13 protein-coding genes are annotated in these 14,357 nt (G+C 72.5%); 8 read left to right on the forward strand and 5 right to left on the reverse strand.

All coding sequences use genetic code 11. The features are described from left to right. Positions 1–142: 142 nt before the first annotated feature. Entirely contained in the window at positions 143–1,813 is a 1,671-nt protein-coding gene (locus ACIQU3_RS34510; protein WP_403739591.1) for a PucR family transcriptional regulator, read from the reverse strand. A 306-nt stretch (positions 1,814–2,119) separates the two neighbouring features. Between ACIQU3_RS34510 and ACIQU3_RS34515 the strand changes: the two genes are divergently transcribed. The 5 genes from ACIQU3_RS34515 to ACIQU3_RS34535 all read left to right on the forward strand — a co-directional run bounded on the left by ACIQU3_RS34515 (position 2,120) and on the right by ACIQU3_RS34535 (position 8,755). Then, entirely contained in the window at positions 2,120–3,010 is an 891-nt protein-coding gene (locus ACIQU3_RS34515) for an FAD binding domain-containing protein (protein ID WP_403739588.1), read from the forward strand. Beyond that, positions 3,010–3,594 (forward strand): (2Fe-2S)-binding protein, encoded by a 585-nt coding sequence (locus ACIQU3_RS34520; RefSeq protein WP_403929556.1) that lies wholly within the window; start codon positions 3,010–3,012, stop codon positions 3,592–3,594. Before ACIQU3_RS34515 ends, ACIQU3_RS34520 begins: the two co-directional genes overlap by 1 nt. Before the next feature lie 2 nt (positions 3,595–3,596). Continuing rightward, positions 3,597–5,996 (forward strand): xanthine dehydrogenase family protein molybdopterin-binding subunit, encoded by a 2,400-nt coding sequence (locus tag ACIQU3_RS34525; RefSeq protein WP_403929559.1) that lies wholly within the window; start codon positions 3,597–3,599, stop codon positions 5,994–5,996. A 110-nt stretch (positions 5,997–6,106) separates the two neighbouring features. After that, a complete protein-coding gene (locus tag ACIQU3_RS34530; RefSeq protein ID WP_403929562.1) occupies positions 6,107–7,564 on the forward strand; it encodes an NCS2 family permease in 1,458 nt (485 codons plus the stop codon). Between the two features lie 39 nt (positions 7,565–7,603). Then, on the forward strand, positions 7,604–8,755 hold the full coding sequence (locus tag ACIQU3_RS34535; protein ID WP_403929564.1) for an XdhC family protein: 1,152 nt from the start codon (positions 7,604–7,606) through the stop codon (positions 8,753–8,755). 35 nt (positions 8,756–8,790) lie between these two features. Here ACIQU3_RS34535 and ACIQU3_RS34540 read toward each other — a convergent pair whose 3' ends face one another. Next, positions 8,791–9,231: an SRPBCC family protein gene (locus ACIQU3_RS34540; RefSeq protein WP_403739573.1), complete on the reverse strand. Its 441-nt coding sequence runs from the start codon at positions 9,229–9,231 to the stop codon at positions 8,791–8,793. Between the two features lie 28 nt (positions 9,232–9,259). Next, positions 9,260–10,048: a polysaccharide deacetylase family protein gene (locus ACIQU3_RS34545; RefSeq protein ID WP_403739569.1), complete on the reverse strand. Its 789-nt coding sequence runs from the start codon at positions 10,046–10,048 to the stop codon at positions 9,260–9,262. Between the two features lie 146 nt (positions 10,049–10,194). Here ACIQU3_RS34545 and ACIQU3_RS34550 point away from each other — a divergent pair, with 146 nt between their 5' ends. Both ACIQU3_RS34550 and ACIQU3_RS34555 read left to right on the forward strand, forming a co-directional pair. Further along, positions 10,195–11,196, forward strand: a complete 1,002-nt coding sequence (locus ACIQU3_RS34550; protein ID WP_403739566.1) for a glycosyltransferase family 2 protein — start codon at positions 10,195–10,197, stop codon at positions 11,194–11,196. Continuing rightward, positions 11,193–11,774 carry an HAD-IIIA family hydrolase gene (locus ACIQU3_RS34555; protein WP_403929567.1) on the forward strand — a complete coding sequence of 194 codons (582 nt, stop codon included), beginning with the start codon at positions 11,193–11,195 and terminating at the stop codon, positions 11,772–11,774. Before ACIQU3_RS34550 ends, ACIQU3_RS34555 begins: the two co-directional genes overlap by 4 nt. Before the next feature lie 166 nt (positions 11,775–11,940). Here the strand turns inward: ACIQU3_RS34555 and ACIQU3_RS34560 are convergent, their stop codons facing one another. Beyond that, on the reverse strand, positions 11,941–12,261 hold the full coding sequence (locus tag ACIQU3_RS34560) for a DUF3040 domain-containing protein (protein ID WP_403739562.1): 321 nt from the start codon (positions 12,259–12,261) through the stop codon (positions 11,941–11,943). Between the two features lie 103 nt (positions 12,262–12,364). After that, entirely contained in the window at positions 12,365–13,291 is a 927-nt protein-coding gene (locus tag ACIQU3_RS34565; protein WP_403929570.1) for a polysaccharide pyruvyl transferase family protein, read from the reverse strand. 172 nt (positions 13,292–13,463) lie between these two features. Between ACIQU3_RS34565 and ACIQU3_RS34570 the strand changes: the two genes are divergently transcribed. After that, positions 13,464–14,306, forward strand: a complete 843-nt coding sequence (locus ACIQU3_RS34570) for a helix-turn-helix domain-containing protein (protein ID WP_403929573.1) — start codon at positions 13,464–13,466, stop codon at positions 14,304–14,306. The last annotated feature ends 51 nt before the right edge of the window (positions 14,307–14,357 follow it).

The raw sequence follows: 14,357 nt of genomic DNA on the forward strand, positions 1-14,357 counted from the left end.
CCCCGAGCACGCCATCGAGCTGTTGAGTGGTGGCGGCATCTCAGCACGAATCGGCGGGCCGGGCCAAGAGGGTGGGTGAAGGATTTCACAAAGTCGTGGGATCCCGGGGTGCCGCGGGTTTGCCCCCGGGACACCCCGCGTATCAGCTCATCCGCAGTGCCAGGAAGAAGTCCAGCTTGTCCTCGAGGCGTGACAGGTCACGACTCGTCAACTGCTCGATTCGGCCGACCCGGTAGCGCAGCGTGTTGACGTGCAGGTGCAGACGGGTGGCACAGCGGGTCCAGGAGCCGTCGCAGTCGAGGAAGGCCTCCAGGGTGGGGATCAGCTCGGCGCGGTGGCGCCGGTCGTATTCGCGCAGGGGGTCCAGGAGGCGGGCCGTGAAGGCGCGGCGGACGTCGTCCGGGACGAAGGGCAGCAGCAGGACGTGCGAGGCCAGTTCCTGGTGGCCCGCCGCGCAGACCCGGCCCGGGCGGGCCGCGGCGACGCGCCGGGCGTGGCGGGCCTCCTCCAGCGCGCCGCGCAGCCCCTCCGCCGAGTGGACCGCCGCACTGACGCCCAGGGTGAGCCGGCCGTCGCCGTCGAGGCCCGCCGTGAGGGGTTCCCGTACCGAGGCCAGGAGTGTGTCCGCGAGGACGCCCGGCTCCGGTCCGTCGTGCTCCGTGGAGACGGCGGGGAGCGGGACCAGGGCGATGGCCTCGTCACCGGTGTGGGCCACCGCGATGCGGTCGGAGTGCTCCGGCCCGGCGACCGCGGGGTCGACGAGGACCTCCTCCAGCAGGGCCTGCGCCACCGGGCCGCCCTCGATCCCCTCGCCCTCCCAGTCGACGCGGGCCACGACCACCTGCCAGTGCGGCGCGGAGCCCAGACCGGGCAGCAGTACCGGCGCGGCCACGCGCAGGCGGGCGGCGATCTCGGCGGGCGCCGCGCCCGCCTGGACCAGTTCCAGGACCTCCTGGGCCAGCCGGCGGCGGACCGTGCGGGCCGCGTCGCGCCGGTCCCGTTCGACGGCGATGAGCTGCGTGACGCCGTGGAGCAGATCCAGCCGCTCCTCGGGCCAGTCCCCGGCGTCCGCCTCCACGGCCAGCAGCCAGTCCGCCAGGACCGTCTCGCGGACGTCCCGGGCGGGCTGCGGGGAACGGCCCGCGGAGCGGACCGGGAACAGGGAGTACGTCGTGGGGCCCAGGGCGACGCGGTGGGGGGCGCGGCGGCCCGTCCGGGTGGCGGCCAGGTGTTCCCCGGCGAGCCGGGCGCACGCCTCGGACGGCAGGGCGGGGCCCGTCGCCTTCGAGCCCGCGATCAGGCGGCCGGTGGGGGAGAGGACCCAGGCCCGCAGGTCCAGGTCCGTGCCGAGCAGGTCCAGGACCACGTCGGGGCCGCCCGCCGGGCCCGCCGTCATCATGCGGCGGTGGCGGTCGACCACCGCCGCGAGGTCACCGGCGCGCTCGCCGGAGACCTGCCGTACGACGTGCTCGGTGATCGTCGCGAAGGCCACCGACTCGTGCACCGCGAAGAGCGGCAGACGATGCCGGGCGCAGGCCACCACCAGGTCCTCCGGCACGTCACCGAGCTCGGCCTCGCCCGCGGCGAGGGCCGTCACCCCCGCCTGCACCAGGATCCGCACGAACGGCTCCGAGTCGCCTGCGTCCCGGCGCCAGGCCAGGCCCGTGAGCACCAGTTCGCCGCCCGCGAGGTAGCGGCTGGGGTCACGCAGGTCGGTGGTCATCACACCCCGGACGGTGCGGTCCAGCTCGTCCTCGCCGCCGAGCAGCTTGAGGCCCAGCGCATCGGTGTCCAGCAGTGCGCGCAGCCGCATTCTCGTCGCCGCCGTTCTTTGTCTCGAAATCAAGCCCTGCCCCGGCTGTGTTCCAGGTCACGCGGTCGTATCGCGTGTTTCCACAGGAGAACGAGGAGGTTTCCACGGGCCTCCGTTCATACGAATCTACAAGATGCCTGTCCTGGCCAGCCAAACCCTTCATGGTTTCCGTGACTGACTCGCTTGGCGCAACGCGCTGTGTACTGAGGCCACTACGCGTTAACAGCACATGAACGAGCCGGGACCGCCGCACACGGATTGGCTCAATCTGAACGCCCCACGAGAAGACGAAGAAGAGAGCCGGTCATGGACTTCCTTCGCCCCGCCAGCTGGGAGGAGGCGCTCGCAGCGAAAGCCGAGCACCCCACAGCTGTGCCGATTGCGGGTGGCACCGACGTGATGGTCGAGATCAACTTCGACCACCGCCGGCCCGAGTACCTCTTGGACCTGAACCGCATCGGCGACCTCTCCGAGTGGGAGGTCGGCGAGGAGAGCGTGCGGCTCGGGGCCTCCGTGCCGTACACGAAGATCATGGAGAACCTGCGCGCCGAGCTGCCGGGTCTCGCTCTCGCCTCGCACACGGTCGCCTCCCCGCAGATCCGCAACCGCGGCGGCGTGGGCGGCAACCTCGGCACCGCCTCCCCGGCCGGCGACGCGCACCCCGCGCTGCTCGCCGCGGGCGCCGAGGTGGAGGTGGAGTCGGTGCGCGGGAGCCGACTCATTCCGATCGACGCGTTCTACACCGGCGTGAAGCGCAACGCGCTCGCGGCCGACGAGCTGATTCGCGCCGTGCATGTGAAGAAGGCCGACGGGCCGCAGCAGTTCTCCAAGGTGGGCACCAGGAACGCGATGGTCATCGCCGTGTGCGCCTTCGGGCTCGCGCTGCACCCCGAGACCCGGACCGTGCGGACCGGGATCGGTTCGGCCGCCCCGACACCCGTCCGGGCCAAGGCCGCCGAGGAGTTCCTGAACGCCGCGCTGGAGGAGGGCGGCTTCTGGGACAACGGAAAGATCGTCACCCCGTCGGTCGCCAAGCAGTTCGCGGACCTGTGCTCCGCCGCCTGCAACCCGATCGACGACGTCCGGGGCACCGCGAGCTACCGCCGCCACGCGGTCGGCGTCATGGCCCGCCGCACGCTGACCTGGACCTGGGAGTCCTACCGCGGCGCCCGCCGCATTACCGAGGGAGCTGCGTGATGCGCGTCAACTTCACGGTCAACGGCCGTCCTCAGGAAGCCGACGACGTGTGGGAGGGCGAGTCCCTGCTGTACGTGCTGAGGGAGCGGCTCGGGCTGCCGGGTTCGAAGAACGCCTGCGAGCAGGGCGAGTGCGGCTCGTGCACGGTCCGTCTGGACGGCGTGCCGGTGTGCGCGTGCCTGGTCGCCGCCGGACAGGTGGAGGGCCGCGAGGTCGTCACCGTCGAGGGGCTCGCCGACTTCGCCAAGCAGCGCGCCGAGGGCGGCGGCTGCGCCGGCGGTGCCTGCGGTACGTCGTTGCAGAGCGCCCGGGAATGGGACGCCGGGGGCACCGATTCGCAGACCGGCGAGGGCACCGAGCTGTCCCCGATCCAGCAGGCGTTCATCGACGCCGGCGCCGTGCAGTGCGGCTTCTGCACCCCCGGCCTGCTGGTCGCCGCCGACGAGATGCTGGAGCGCAATCCCACCCCGAGCGACGCGGACATCCGCGAGGCGCTGTCGGGCAACCTGTGCCGCTGCACCGGCTACGAGAAGATCATGGACGCGGTCCGCCTCGCGGCCGCCCGGCAGTCAGAGGCGGTCTGATCATGGCTTCCCCCAGCGGAACCCCCACGAAGATCACCCAGGGCTCCCAGACCAAGGGCGGCATCGGCGAGTCCACGCTCCGCCCCGACGGCACCCTCAAGGTCACCGGCGAGTTCGCGTACTCGTCCGACATGTGGCACGAGGACATGCTGTGGGGGCAGATCCTCCGCTCGACCGTCGCGCACGCCGAGATCGTGTCCATCGACACGGGCGAGGCCCTGGCCATGCCGGGCGTCTACGCCGTGCTGACGTACGACGACCTGCCCACCGACGTGAAGAACTACGGCCTGGAGATCCAGGACACCCCCGTCCTCGCCCACGGCAAGGTCCGCCACCACGGCGAGCCGGTCGCACTCGTCGCCGCCGACCACCCGGAGACCGCACGCCGGGCCGCCGCGAAGATCAAGGTCGACTACCGTGAGCTGCCCGTCGTCACCGACGAGGCCTCCGCGACCGCCCCGGACGCGATCCTGATCCACGAGAACCGCGACGACCACCACGCCGGTCACGTCCCGCACCCCAACATCGTGCACCGCCAGCCGATCGTCCGCGGTGACGTGGCCTCGGCCCGCGAGCGGGCCGACGTGATCGTCACCGGCGAGTACACCTTCGGCATGCAGGACCAGGCCTTCCTCGGCCCCGAGTCCGGCCTCGCCGTGCCGGAGGAGGACGGCGGAGTCCACCTCTACATCGCCACCCAGTGGCTGCACAGCGACCTGCGCCAGATCGCGCCCGTGCTCGGCCTGCCCGAGGACAAGGTGCGGATGACGCTCTCCGGCGTCGGCGGCGCGTTCGGCGGCCGCGAGGACCTGTCGATGCAGATCCACGCCTGCCTGCTGGCCCTGCGCACCGGCAAGCCCGTCAAGATCGTCTACAACCGGTTCGAGTCGTTCTTCGGGCACGTCCACCGCCACCCCGCCAAGCTGCACTACGAGCACGGGGCCACCAAGGACGGCAGGCTCACCCACATGAAGTGCCGGATCGTCCTGGACGGCGGTGCCTACGCCTCCGCCTCCCCGGCCGTCGTCGGCAACGCCTCCTCCCTGTCCGTCGGCCCGTACGTGGTCGAGGACGTGGACATCGAGGCCATCGCCCTCTACACCAACAACCCGCCCTGCGGCGCGATGCGCGGCTTCGGCGCGGTCCAGGCCTGCTTCGCCTACGAGGCGCAGATGGACAAGCTGGCCGCGAAGCTCGGCATGGACCCGGTGGAGTTCCGCCGGCTCAACGCCATGGAGCAGGGCACGCTCCTGCCGACCGGGCAGCCCGTCGACTCCCCGGCCCCCGTCGCCGAACTGCTGCGCCGCGTCAAGGCGATGCCGATGCCGCCGGAGCGCCAGTGGGAGTCCAGCGAGGGCGCCGACGTACGGCAGCTGCCGGGCGGCCTGTCCAACACCACGCACGGCGAAGGCGTGGTCCGCGGAGTCGGCTACGCGGTCGGCATCAAGAACGTCGGCTTCTCCGAGGGGTTCGACGACTACTCCACCGCCAAGGTCCGCATGGAGGTCGTCGCCGGCGAGCCGGTCGCCACCGTGCACACCGCCATGGCGGAGGTCGGCCAGGGCGGCGTCACCGTCCACGCGCAGATCGCCCGCACCGAGCTGGGCGTCACCCAGGTGACCATCCACCCGGCCGACACCCAGGTGGGCAGCGCCGGTTCCACGTCGGCCTCCCGGCAGACGTACGTCACCGGCGGTGCGGTGAAGAACTCCTGCGAGCTGGTCCGCGAGAAGGTCCTGGAGATCGGGCGCCGCAAGTTCGGCTCCTACCACCCGGCCTGGGCGACGGCCGAACTGCTCCTGGAGGGCGGCAAGGTCGTCACCGACGGCGGCGAGGTCCTCTCCGACCTGGCCGACGTGCTGGAGGGCGAGACCGTCGAGGTCGAGGCGGAGTGGCGGCACCGGCCGACCGAGCCGTTCGACCTGCGCACCGGGCAGGGCAACGGGCACGTCCAGTACTCCTTCGCCGCACACCGGGCCGTCGTCGAGGTCGACACCGAGCTCGGCCTGGTCAAGGTCATCGAGTTGGCCTGCGCCCAGGACGTCGGCAAGGCGCTCAACCCGCTGTCGGTGCTCGGCCAGATCCAGGGCGGCACCACGCAGGGCCTGGGCGTGGCGGTCATGGAGGAGATCGTCGTCGACCCGAAGACGGCGAAGGTGAGGAACCCCTCCTTCACCGACTACCTGATCCCGACCATCCTCGACACGCCGACCATCCCGGTCGACGTCCTCGAACTCGCCGACGAGCACGCCCCGTACGGGCTGCGCGGCATCGGCGAGGCACCGACCCTGTCGTCGACCCCGGCCGTCCTCGCGGCGATCCGCGACGCGACCGGGCTCGAGCTGAACCGGACCCCGGTGAGGCCCGAGCACCTGACGGGTACCCAGCTCTCCGAGGGCTGAGCAGTCACGATCCCCTGGGGGGCTTCGCCCCCCAGGTCCCTTGTTCGTCTCGGGCCGTCCCCCGGGTCGTGAACATCCCAACCCCCTTTGAAACTTGGGAGACGGCACCCATGACCCAGCAATCCCTGGAGCCGAGGGCCACAGCCGACGACGCGGGCGAAGGCACCCGCGTCCCGGCGGGACGGTCCTGGCTGGACAGGTACTTCCACATATCCCACAGAGGGTCCACCGTCGCCCGTGAAGTGCGCGGCGGCATCACGACCTTCATGGCGATGGCGTACATCCTCCTGCTCAACCCCCTGATCCTGTCCGGAAAGGACGCGGCCGGGGCCACGCTCGCCCAGCCGGCCCTGATCACCGCGACCGCCTTCGCGGCGGCCTTCACCACCCTGCTGATGGGCTTCGTCGGCAAGGTCCCCCTGGCCCTCGCCGCCGGCCTCTCGGTCTCCGGAGTCCTCGCCTCCCAGGTCGCACCCGAGATGACCTGGCCGCAGGCGATGGGCATGTGCGTGATGTACGGCGTGGTCATCATGCTGCTGGTCGTCACCGGCCTGCGCGAGATGATCATGAATGCGATTCCGCTCGCGCTCAAGCACGGCATCACCATGGGCATCGGCCTGTTCATCGCCCTCATCGGTTTCTACAAGTCGGGCTTCGTGCACCAGGGCAAGGCCACGCCGCTCGCGCTCGGCCCGGCGGGTGAACTGTCCGGCTGGCCCGTGCTGCTGTTCGCCGGGACCCTGCTGCTGATCTTCATGCTCCAGGCCCGGAACATCCCCGGAGCCATCCTCATCGGCATCGTCAGCGGCACGGTCGTCGCGGCGATCCTGAACGCGGCGGGCGTCATCGACCCCAGGCAATGGTCGGGCGGCGCACCCGAACTGCACGGCAGCGCGGTGTCGATGCCCGACTTCTCACTCTTCGGGGACGTGCAGTTCGGCGGCTGGGGCGAGGTCGGCGCGATGACGGTCGGCATGATCGTCTTCACGCTGGTGCTCGCCGGGTTCTTCGACGCGATGGCCACCATCATCGGGGTCGGCACCGAGGCCGAGCTCGCCGACGACAAGGGCCGTATGCCGGGCCTGTCCAAGGCGTTGTTCATCGACGGGGCCGGCGGCGCGATCGGAGGCGTGTCCGGCGGTTCCGGCCAGACGGTGTTCATCGAGTCGGCCACGGGCGTCGGCGAGGGCGCCCGCACCGGCCTGGCATCCGTGGTGACGGGCCTGTTCTTCGCGGCCTGTCTGTTCTTCACCCCGCTCACGGCGATCGTGCCGCAGGAGGTCGCGTCCGCCGCCCTCGTCGTCATCGGCGCCATGATGCTGATGAACGCCCGGCACGTGGACTGGGCCGACCGGGCCACCGCCGTCCCGGTGTTCCTCACGGTCGTGCTGATGCCGTTCACGTACACCATCACCACCGGTGTCGCCGCGGGCGTCATCTCCTACGTCGCCATCAAGACCGCCCAGGGCAAGGGGCGTGAGATCGGCGCCTTCATGTGGATCCTCACGGCGGTGTTCCTCGTGTACTTCGCCCTCAACCCGATCGAGAGCTGGCTCGGCGTCCACTGACGCCCGCCCCCGGCCGCAACCTCAAGGAGACCGAGACAGATGCTGGACATCGCCGAGGAGCTCGACCGGTGGGTCGAGCAGGGCCGTGACTTCGCCGTCGCCACCGTGGTGGCCGTCGGCGGCAGCGCACCCCGGCAGCCCGGCGCCGCGCTCGCGGTGGACGCCGAGGGCACGGCGATCGGCTCGGTCTCCGGCGGTTGCGTGGAGGGCGCGGTCTACGAACTGTGCGAGCAGGCGCTGCGGGACGGCGAAACCGTCCTGGAGCGCTTCGGGTACAGCGACGACGACGCCTTCGCCGTTGGCCTGACCTGCGGCGGCGTCATCGACATCCTGGTCACCCCGGCACGGGCCGGCGACCCGGTCCGCCCGGTGGTCGCGTCCGCGCTCGCCGCCGCCGTCCGAGGGGAGGCGGCGGCGGTGGCGCGGATCGTGTCGGGCCCGCGCGAACTGACGGGCCGGGCCCTGGTGGTCCGTCCCGACGGGTCCCGCGAGGGAGGCTTCGGCGCCCATCCGGAACTGGACCGCACGGTCGCCGCCGAGGCCGGGGCCTTCCTGGACGCGGGGCGCACCGGCACGCTGGAGATCGGCGAGCGGGGCTCACGCTGCGGGGCGCCCCTCACGGTCCTGGTCGAGTCCTCGGTCCCGGCACCCCGCATGATCGTCTTCGGGGCGATCGACTTCGCCTCCGCCCTGGTCCGGATGGGCAAGTTCCTCGGCTACCGCGTCACGTTGTGCGACGCGCGCCCCGTCTTCGCGACCCGGGCGCGCTTCCCGGAGGCCGACGAGATCGTGGTCGACTGGCCCCACCGCTACCTGGAGGGCACGGAGGTCGACGCCCGCACGGTCCTGTGCGTGCTGACCCACGACGCCAAGTTCGACGTGCCTCTGCTGAAGCTGGCCCTGCGCCTGCCGGTGGCGTACGTCGGAGCCATGGGCTCCCGGCGCACCCACCTGGACCGCAACGCCCGGCTGAGGGACGTCGGCGTCACCGAACCGGAGCTGAGCCGGCTGCACTCACCGATCGGCCTGGATCTCGGGGCCCGTACGCCCGAGGAGACGGCCCTGTCGATCGCGTCGGAGATCGTCGCCGCCCGGCGGGGCGGCAGCGGGGTCTCCCTGACCGGGGCGCACACGCCGATCCACCACGAGCCGGGGCCGAAGGCGGCCGGGCGGATCGGGTCGGTGGCCTGAGGTCTCCGGGAACCAGTCCCACCGGCGGCGGCTCGTCAGGGCTGTCTGAGCAGGCGGTTCAGGGCCCGGCCGAATACGTACCGGGACGAGCTCCGCACCACGCCGTCGAAGAGCGACGGCAGGAACCGGATCCGGATCTCCTCCCGCCAGACCACTCGCGTACGGCCCCCCGGCCCGGGCCTTACCTCGAGTTCGGCCCAACCGAGCACCACACGGCCCCGCTTCTCCAGACGGCACACCCCCGCGGTCCCGTCCTGCGGCGGCTGCCACACCGTGACCTCCATCGGGTCGTCGAAGGCCAGCGGCCCGGTCCCCGAGCGGGCCACGACGAGTGACCCCTCACGCGTCGGGCCGGGCGGCTCCACCCTGACCACCGTCAACGGGACCGCCTCGCCGTGCAGCGGCCACCGTGTGATCCGCCGCCACGCCTCGTCGAGGGGGAGCGGCACGGTGCGTTCCAGCAGGAAGTTCGCCACCCCCCGATCGTAGGGAACCGGCGGGGAGTTATCGGTACACCTCGCCCGGCTCCGCCTTTCCCGGCGCGAGCAGCTGGGGCACCGTGACGAAGACGTAGCCGCGTTCCTTCAGCGCGTCGATGATCCCGGGCACCGCCGGCACCGTTCCGTCGTAGATGTCGTGGAGGAGGATGATCCCGTCCCGGGAGGAATGCTTGAGGACCCGGCGGGTGATCAGGTCGGAGTCGGTCGTCCGGTAGTCCTTGGCCGTCACGGTCCACAGCACCTCGGACAGACCCAGTTCGCGGCAGATCTCGTGGACGGTGCCGTCGGTGCGGCCCTGCGGCGGGCGCATGAGGGTCGGGCGCCGGCCGGTGAGGCGTTCTATCTCCTGATTGGGGCGTTCCAGTTCCTCGCGTATCTCCTCGGGGCCCAGCCGGGTCAGTATCTTGTGGTCCCAGGTGTGGTTGGCCACCTCGTGGCCCTCTTCGGCCATGCGCCGCACCAGGTCCGGGTACTTCACGATGTGTCTCTTGCCCAGGAGGAAGAAGGTCGCCGGGACCTGCTTCTCCTTCAGGATGTCCAGCAGCCGCGCGGAGTGCTCGCTCGGCCCGGCGTCGAAGGTGAGGGCGATGCACTTGACCTCGCGGCAGTCCACGGCGCCGAAGCGGGCCGGCTGCACGTCGGTCGCGGGGTGGGCCCGGACGGTGCTGGGAGCCGTGGTGCGGGTCCCCGCGCAACCGCTCAGGGCGAGGGTGAGGGCGGCGGTCGCCGCGAGCGTTCCGGCCGTTCGGAACGCGGTCCCCGTTTTCTTCATCTTCTTGGTCGGAGAAGGCATGCCGGGACTATACATTGCGTGTATACATGCAATGTATAGTCGCCTGGGTGTGCCCTGCGGGGTCTGACACGGTGTTTGAGGGAGCCGCACCGCGGCACTCGCCAGCACGGCAGTCCGCGTACGCCGCCGGAGGGAGGGCAGCCCGTATGACCTCGTACGCCGTCGTGATCCCCACCCTCGTGCCGGACACCCTCGCCGACTGTCTCGCCGCGCTCGCCGCCGCGATCGGGCCGCGCCCCGAGGAGATCGTCCTGGTCGACGACCGGACCGACCCCGAACCCGGGCCCCTGCGGCATCCGTTGAGCGTCCTCGGGGACCTGCGTGGGCGCACCACCGTGCTGGGCGGCGGCGGTCGTGGGCCCGCCGCCGCCCGCAACACCGGGCTGCGCGCCGTGAGTACGCCGTGGACCGTGTTCCTCGACGACGACGTCCAGGTGGGTGCCCACTGGTGCGAGCAACTGGCCGAGGACCTCGCCGGGGCGTCCCCCGATACCGCGGGCGTCCAAGGCGTCCTCGCCGTGCCGCTGCCCGGCGAACGCCGCCCCACCGACTGGGAACGCGGCACCGCCGGACTCGTCCGCGCCCACTGGGTCACCGCCGACATGGCCTACCGCACGGAGGTCCTCAAGCAGATCGGCGGCTTCGACGAACGCTTCCGGCGCGCCTTCCGGGAGGACGCCGACCTCGCGCTGCGCGTGCTCGACTCGGGCCGGCGCATCCGGCAGGGCCGCCGCACCACCCGCCACCCCGTGCGCTCGGCCTCACGCTGGGCGTCCGTGCGCCAGCAGCGCGGCAACGCCGACGACGCCCTCATGCGGCATCTGCACGGCCCCGACTGGTGGGACAAGGCCGTCGCGCCCCGCGGACGGATCCGCTCCCACGCGGCCATCACGACCGCCGGGGTCGCCGCCTGCGCCCTCGCCGCCACCGGGCACGGCCGGGCCGCGACGGCCTGCGCGCTCGGCTGGGCGGCCGGCACGGCGGAGTTCGCCCGCGCCCGTATCGCCCCCGGACCGCGCACCCGCCACGAGGTGACGACGATGCTCGCGACCAGCGTGCTCATCCCGCCCACCGCGACCTGGCACCGGCTGGCGGGTGCCTGGCGCCACCGACACACCCCCGCCTGGCAGGAGGAGGCCACCCCGTGAGCCCGGTGAAGGCCGTGCTGTTCGACCGCGACGGCACACTCGTCGAGAACGTCCCGAACAACGCCGACCCCGACCGGGTACGTCCCGTCGAGGGGGCACGCGAGGCGCTCGCGCTGCTGCGGCGGCGCGGCATCCGCACCGGTGTCGTGACCGGCCGGCCCGGTGTCGCGGGCGGGCCGCTGACCGACGCCGACATGCGCCGGGTCAACCACCGAGTGGACGAACTCCTCGGCCCCTTCGAGGTGTTCGCCGTCTGCCCGCACCGCCCCGACGACGGCTGTCACTGCCGCAGTCCACAGCCCGGCATGCTGCTGTGGGCGGGTGGCCGGATGTGCACCGGGCCCGCCGAACTCGCCGTCATCGGTTCCACCGCGGCGGACGCCGAGGCAGCGCGCCGGGCGGGCGCCCACGGCATCCTCGTTCCGAACGGGCACACCCGCCCCGAGGAGACCATCCGGGCCGACCATGTCGCCCCGGACCTGCTGACCGCGGCCCGGGCGCTGCTGGACGGACCACCGAAGGGCCGCGTCCTCGCCGACGAGCGCCCCATCCAGCAGGCGTTCACCACCGGCCCGTGAACGGGGAGCACGGGTGACGGGCCGGTGCCCGTGAGCGGCCGGTGCCCGTGACCGGTGCCCGAGAACGGCCGGTGCCGGTGAACGGGCAGCCCCGTGACGGGCCCAGTGCCGGGCCCGTGCTCGGAGCCTGGAACGTCTGCCGGGGAGCCGCCGCCGGCGGACGCGTTCAGCTGCCGCACCACCGGCACATCAGGCGGAACCCGGCGAACATCGTCAGGGGCCATATCGCCGCGAACGCCCAGATCAACCCCGGCTCGGACGTCACGATCCCGGCCACCATCAGCCCCGTCGACACCGCGAGCAGGACCGCCACGGTCCACACGCGGGGGCGGTAGGAAGCGACACGGGCCAGCAGGCGGGCGGGGTCGGGGCGGCGGCTCACTCGGTGGGTGCGCAGCTTGCGGTCGAGACGACGGTCGCGGCGCAGGGCCCGTTCCATCTCATCGAGGATGCGCTGCTCATTCTCGGGAAGTCGGCCGATGGACACGCTCTCTCCTTCCGGGCGGCCGGACCGTCTCTCCTCCCGGGGGGACGTGCGGCGGGAAGTACAGCGGGGGACGTACAAGCGGGTGCCCCGCGGGGCCCTCGGGCTAACCGGGAACCGGGCGCGCCAACGCCTCGACGAGCCGGTCCGCGCTGTCCGGGACGGTGCCCTCCCGGAACCCGTCGCGGATCTGCCGCGCAGTCACCCGGCCGCCGGTCAGGCACCAGTCCCACCAGCGGTCCAACTGCCGCACGTCCAGCCCCTCGGCGGGCACCAGCGCGGGCCAGCCGCAGGCCCGGGCCTGCGCGGTCAGTTTGGCGCCGCCCGCGACCGGGTCGACGGCCAGCACCGGCGTGCCCACCCGCAGTGCGATCACCAGCCCGTGCAGCCGGTCGGTGACGACCAGGTCCAGCCGGGCCAGCACCGACTGCAACTGCGCGGGTGTCGCGCTCAGATGCCAGTCGTGGGTGTCCAGCCGGGTCTCCAGCTCCAGCCTGCCGCAGTCCTTGCCGGCCAGCCAGCGCGTCACCTCCTCGGCGACCTGCCCGTGCCGACGCAGCCGCCCGTACTCGTGCTGCCCGTGTGCGAGGATCACCCCGACCACGGGCCGCGCCGGTACGTCCGGGGCGCGGGCCGCGAGATCCTCCACCGGCTCGCTGTCCGGTCCGTCCCGCGGCAGCACCCGGTGGAAGCCGGTCACGGCCCGGCTGTCGGGATCGATCACCGAGGTGCCGACGGCGATCCGCACGCAGTGCGCGAACCGCTGGTGCAGCTCCTCGATCTGCGGCCCGTGCAGCGGGCCGCACACGAAGACGAGGTGGGTGTAGTCCTCGGGCCACAGCCGGTCCAGATGCAACGCCTCCGGACGGAAGCGGGGGCTCCAGGCGACGTCGTAGGGGATGCCCGTCCCCCGCAGCACGTCCTCCACCCGGCGCAGGGCCAGCACGTCCCCGGCGGTCGCTTCCCTGTCCCGGAAGCTGAACCACCCGGTGAGCAGCACCCTGCGCGGTCGTTTGCCCTCTTGTGTGTGCACATGCCCTGAGTGCCCGCCCACCGGCAAGACATTCGGGGCATTACACGCATTTACCGTGCTGTCACCCGGTGTAGAAGGTGACGTCGGCCCGGTGGCCGACTGCAGACCCCGCATGGTGGTCGCGACGAGCGCACCTCGCTCGCGGACCCGGCTCCGGCCGTAGGCTGGGCGTATGGCTCGTACGGCGGAGGAAGCACCCGTCGCGCTCACGGTGCGGCCGTCGGTGCCCGCCCTCGTGCCGTCCGTCGCCGCGTTGGGCTACACCGAGGGGCGGTTCGCGCACGCCGCCGAGCTGGCCCTGCCGACGGGCGCGGCGCAACTGCTGGTGAACCTCGACGCGGACACCCTGTCCTCGTCCCCGCTGCGGGGTGCGGACCGGCGTACCCGGGGCGCGGCCGTGCTCGGTCCGTTCTCGGAGCCGGCCGTGATCGACCCGGCGCAGCAGCGGGCCGTCCTGTGGGTGGCGTTCCGTCCCGCGGGCGTCCGCCCCTTCCTGGGCGTCCCGGTCCGCGCCCTGCGCGACGAGCTCGTGGACCTCGGCGAACTGTGGGGCACGGACGGCGCGGTGCTGCGCGAGCGACTTCTGGAAGCCGTGGCCGCCCGGGGCCCGCGGGCCGGGCTGCGGGTGCTGGAGACGGCCCTGGCGGAGTGGGCGCGAGGCCCCTGCGAGCCCGACCCGGCGGTCCGGCTCGCCGCGGCCCTGCTCGATCGCGGCACACCTGTCGGCGAGGTCGCCGACCGGCTCGGCTGGACGTCCGGGCGGCTGGCCCGCGGATGCACCGGACAGCTGGGCCTGACACCCAAGCGATACGCGCGGATCCGGCGCTTCCAGCGGCTGCTGCGCCGGGTGAACGCCGGGCACGGGCCGCCGGACTGGGCGGCCCTCGCCGCGGACTGCGGCTACCACGACCAGGCCCATCTGATCCATGAGTTCCGGGCCCTGGCCGGCATCACTCCGACCGCGTACGCCCCGCGCACACCGGGAGAACGCAACCACGTACCGCTCGGCGGGTGACGGCCTCCGCCCGGCCGGCGAATTTCTACAATCCACGCCGCCCGGGACCCG

The organism is Streptomyces sp. NPDC101110, from assembly GCF_044759525.1.
Classification (GTDB): Bacteria; Actinomycetota; Actinomycetes; order Streptomycetales; family Streptomycetaceae; genus Streptomyces.

Coding starts and splice junctions, on each gene's coding strand:
- ACIQU3_RS34570 (WP_403929573.1), top strand. CDS start 13,464: ATGGCTCGTACGGCGGAGGAAGCACCCGTCGCGCTCACGGTGCGGCCG.
- ACIQU3_RS34510 (WP_403739591.1), bottom strand. CDS start 1,813: ATGCGGCTGCGCGCACTGCTGGACACCGATGCGCTGGGCCTCAAGCTG.
- ACIQU3_RS34545 (WP_403739569.1), bottom strand. CDS start 10,048: ATGCCTTCTCCGACCAAGAAGATGAAGAAAACGGGGACCGCGTTCCGA.
- ACIQU3_RS34530 (WP_403929562.1), top strand. CDS start 6,107: ATGACCCAGCAATCCCTGGAGCCGAGGGCCACAGCCGACGACGCGGGC.
- ACIQU3_RS34535 (WP_403929564.1), top strand. CDS start 7,604: ATGCTGGACATCGCCGAGGAGCTCGACCGGTGGGTCGAGCAGGGCCGT.
- ACIQU3_RS34525 (WP_403929559.1), top strand. CDS start 3,597: ATGGCTTCCCCCAGCGGAACCCCCACGAAGATCACCCAGGGCTCCCAG.
- ACIQU3_RS34550 (WP_403739566.1), top strand. CDS start 10,195: ATGACCTCGTACGCCGTCGTGATCCCCACCCTCGTGCCGGACACCCTC.
- ACIQU3_RS34515 (WP_403739588.1), top strand. CDS start 2,120: ATGGACTTCCTTCGCCCCGCCAGCTGGGAGGAGGCGCTCGCAGCGAAA.
- ACIQU3_RS34520 (WP_403929556.1), top strand. CDS start 3,010: ATGCGCGTCAACTTCACGGTCAACGGCCGTCCTCAGGAAGCCGACGAC.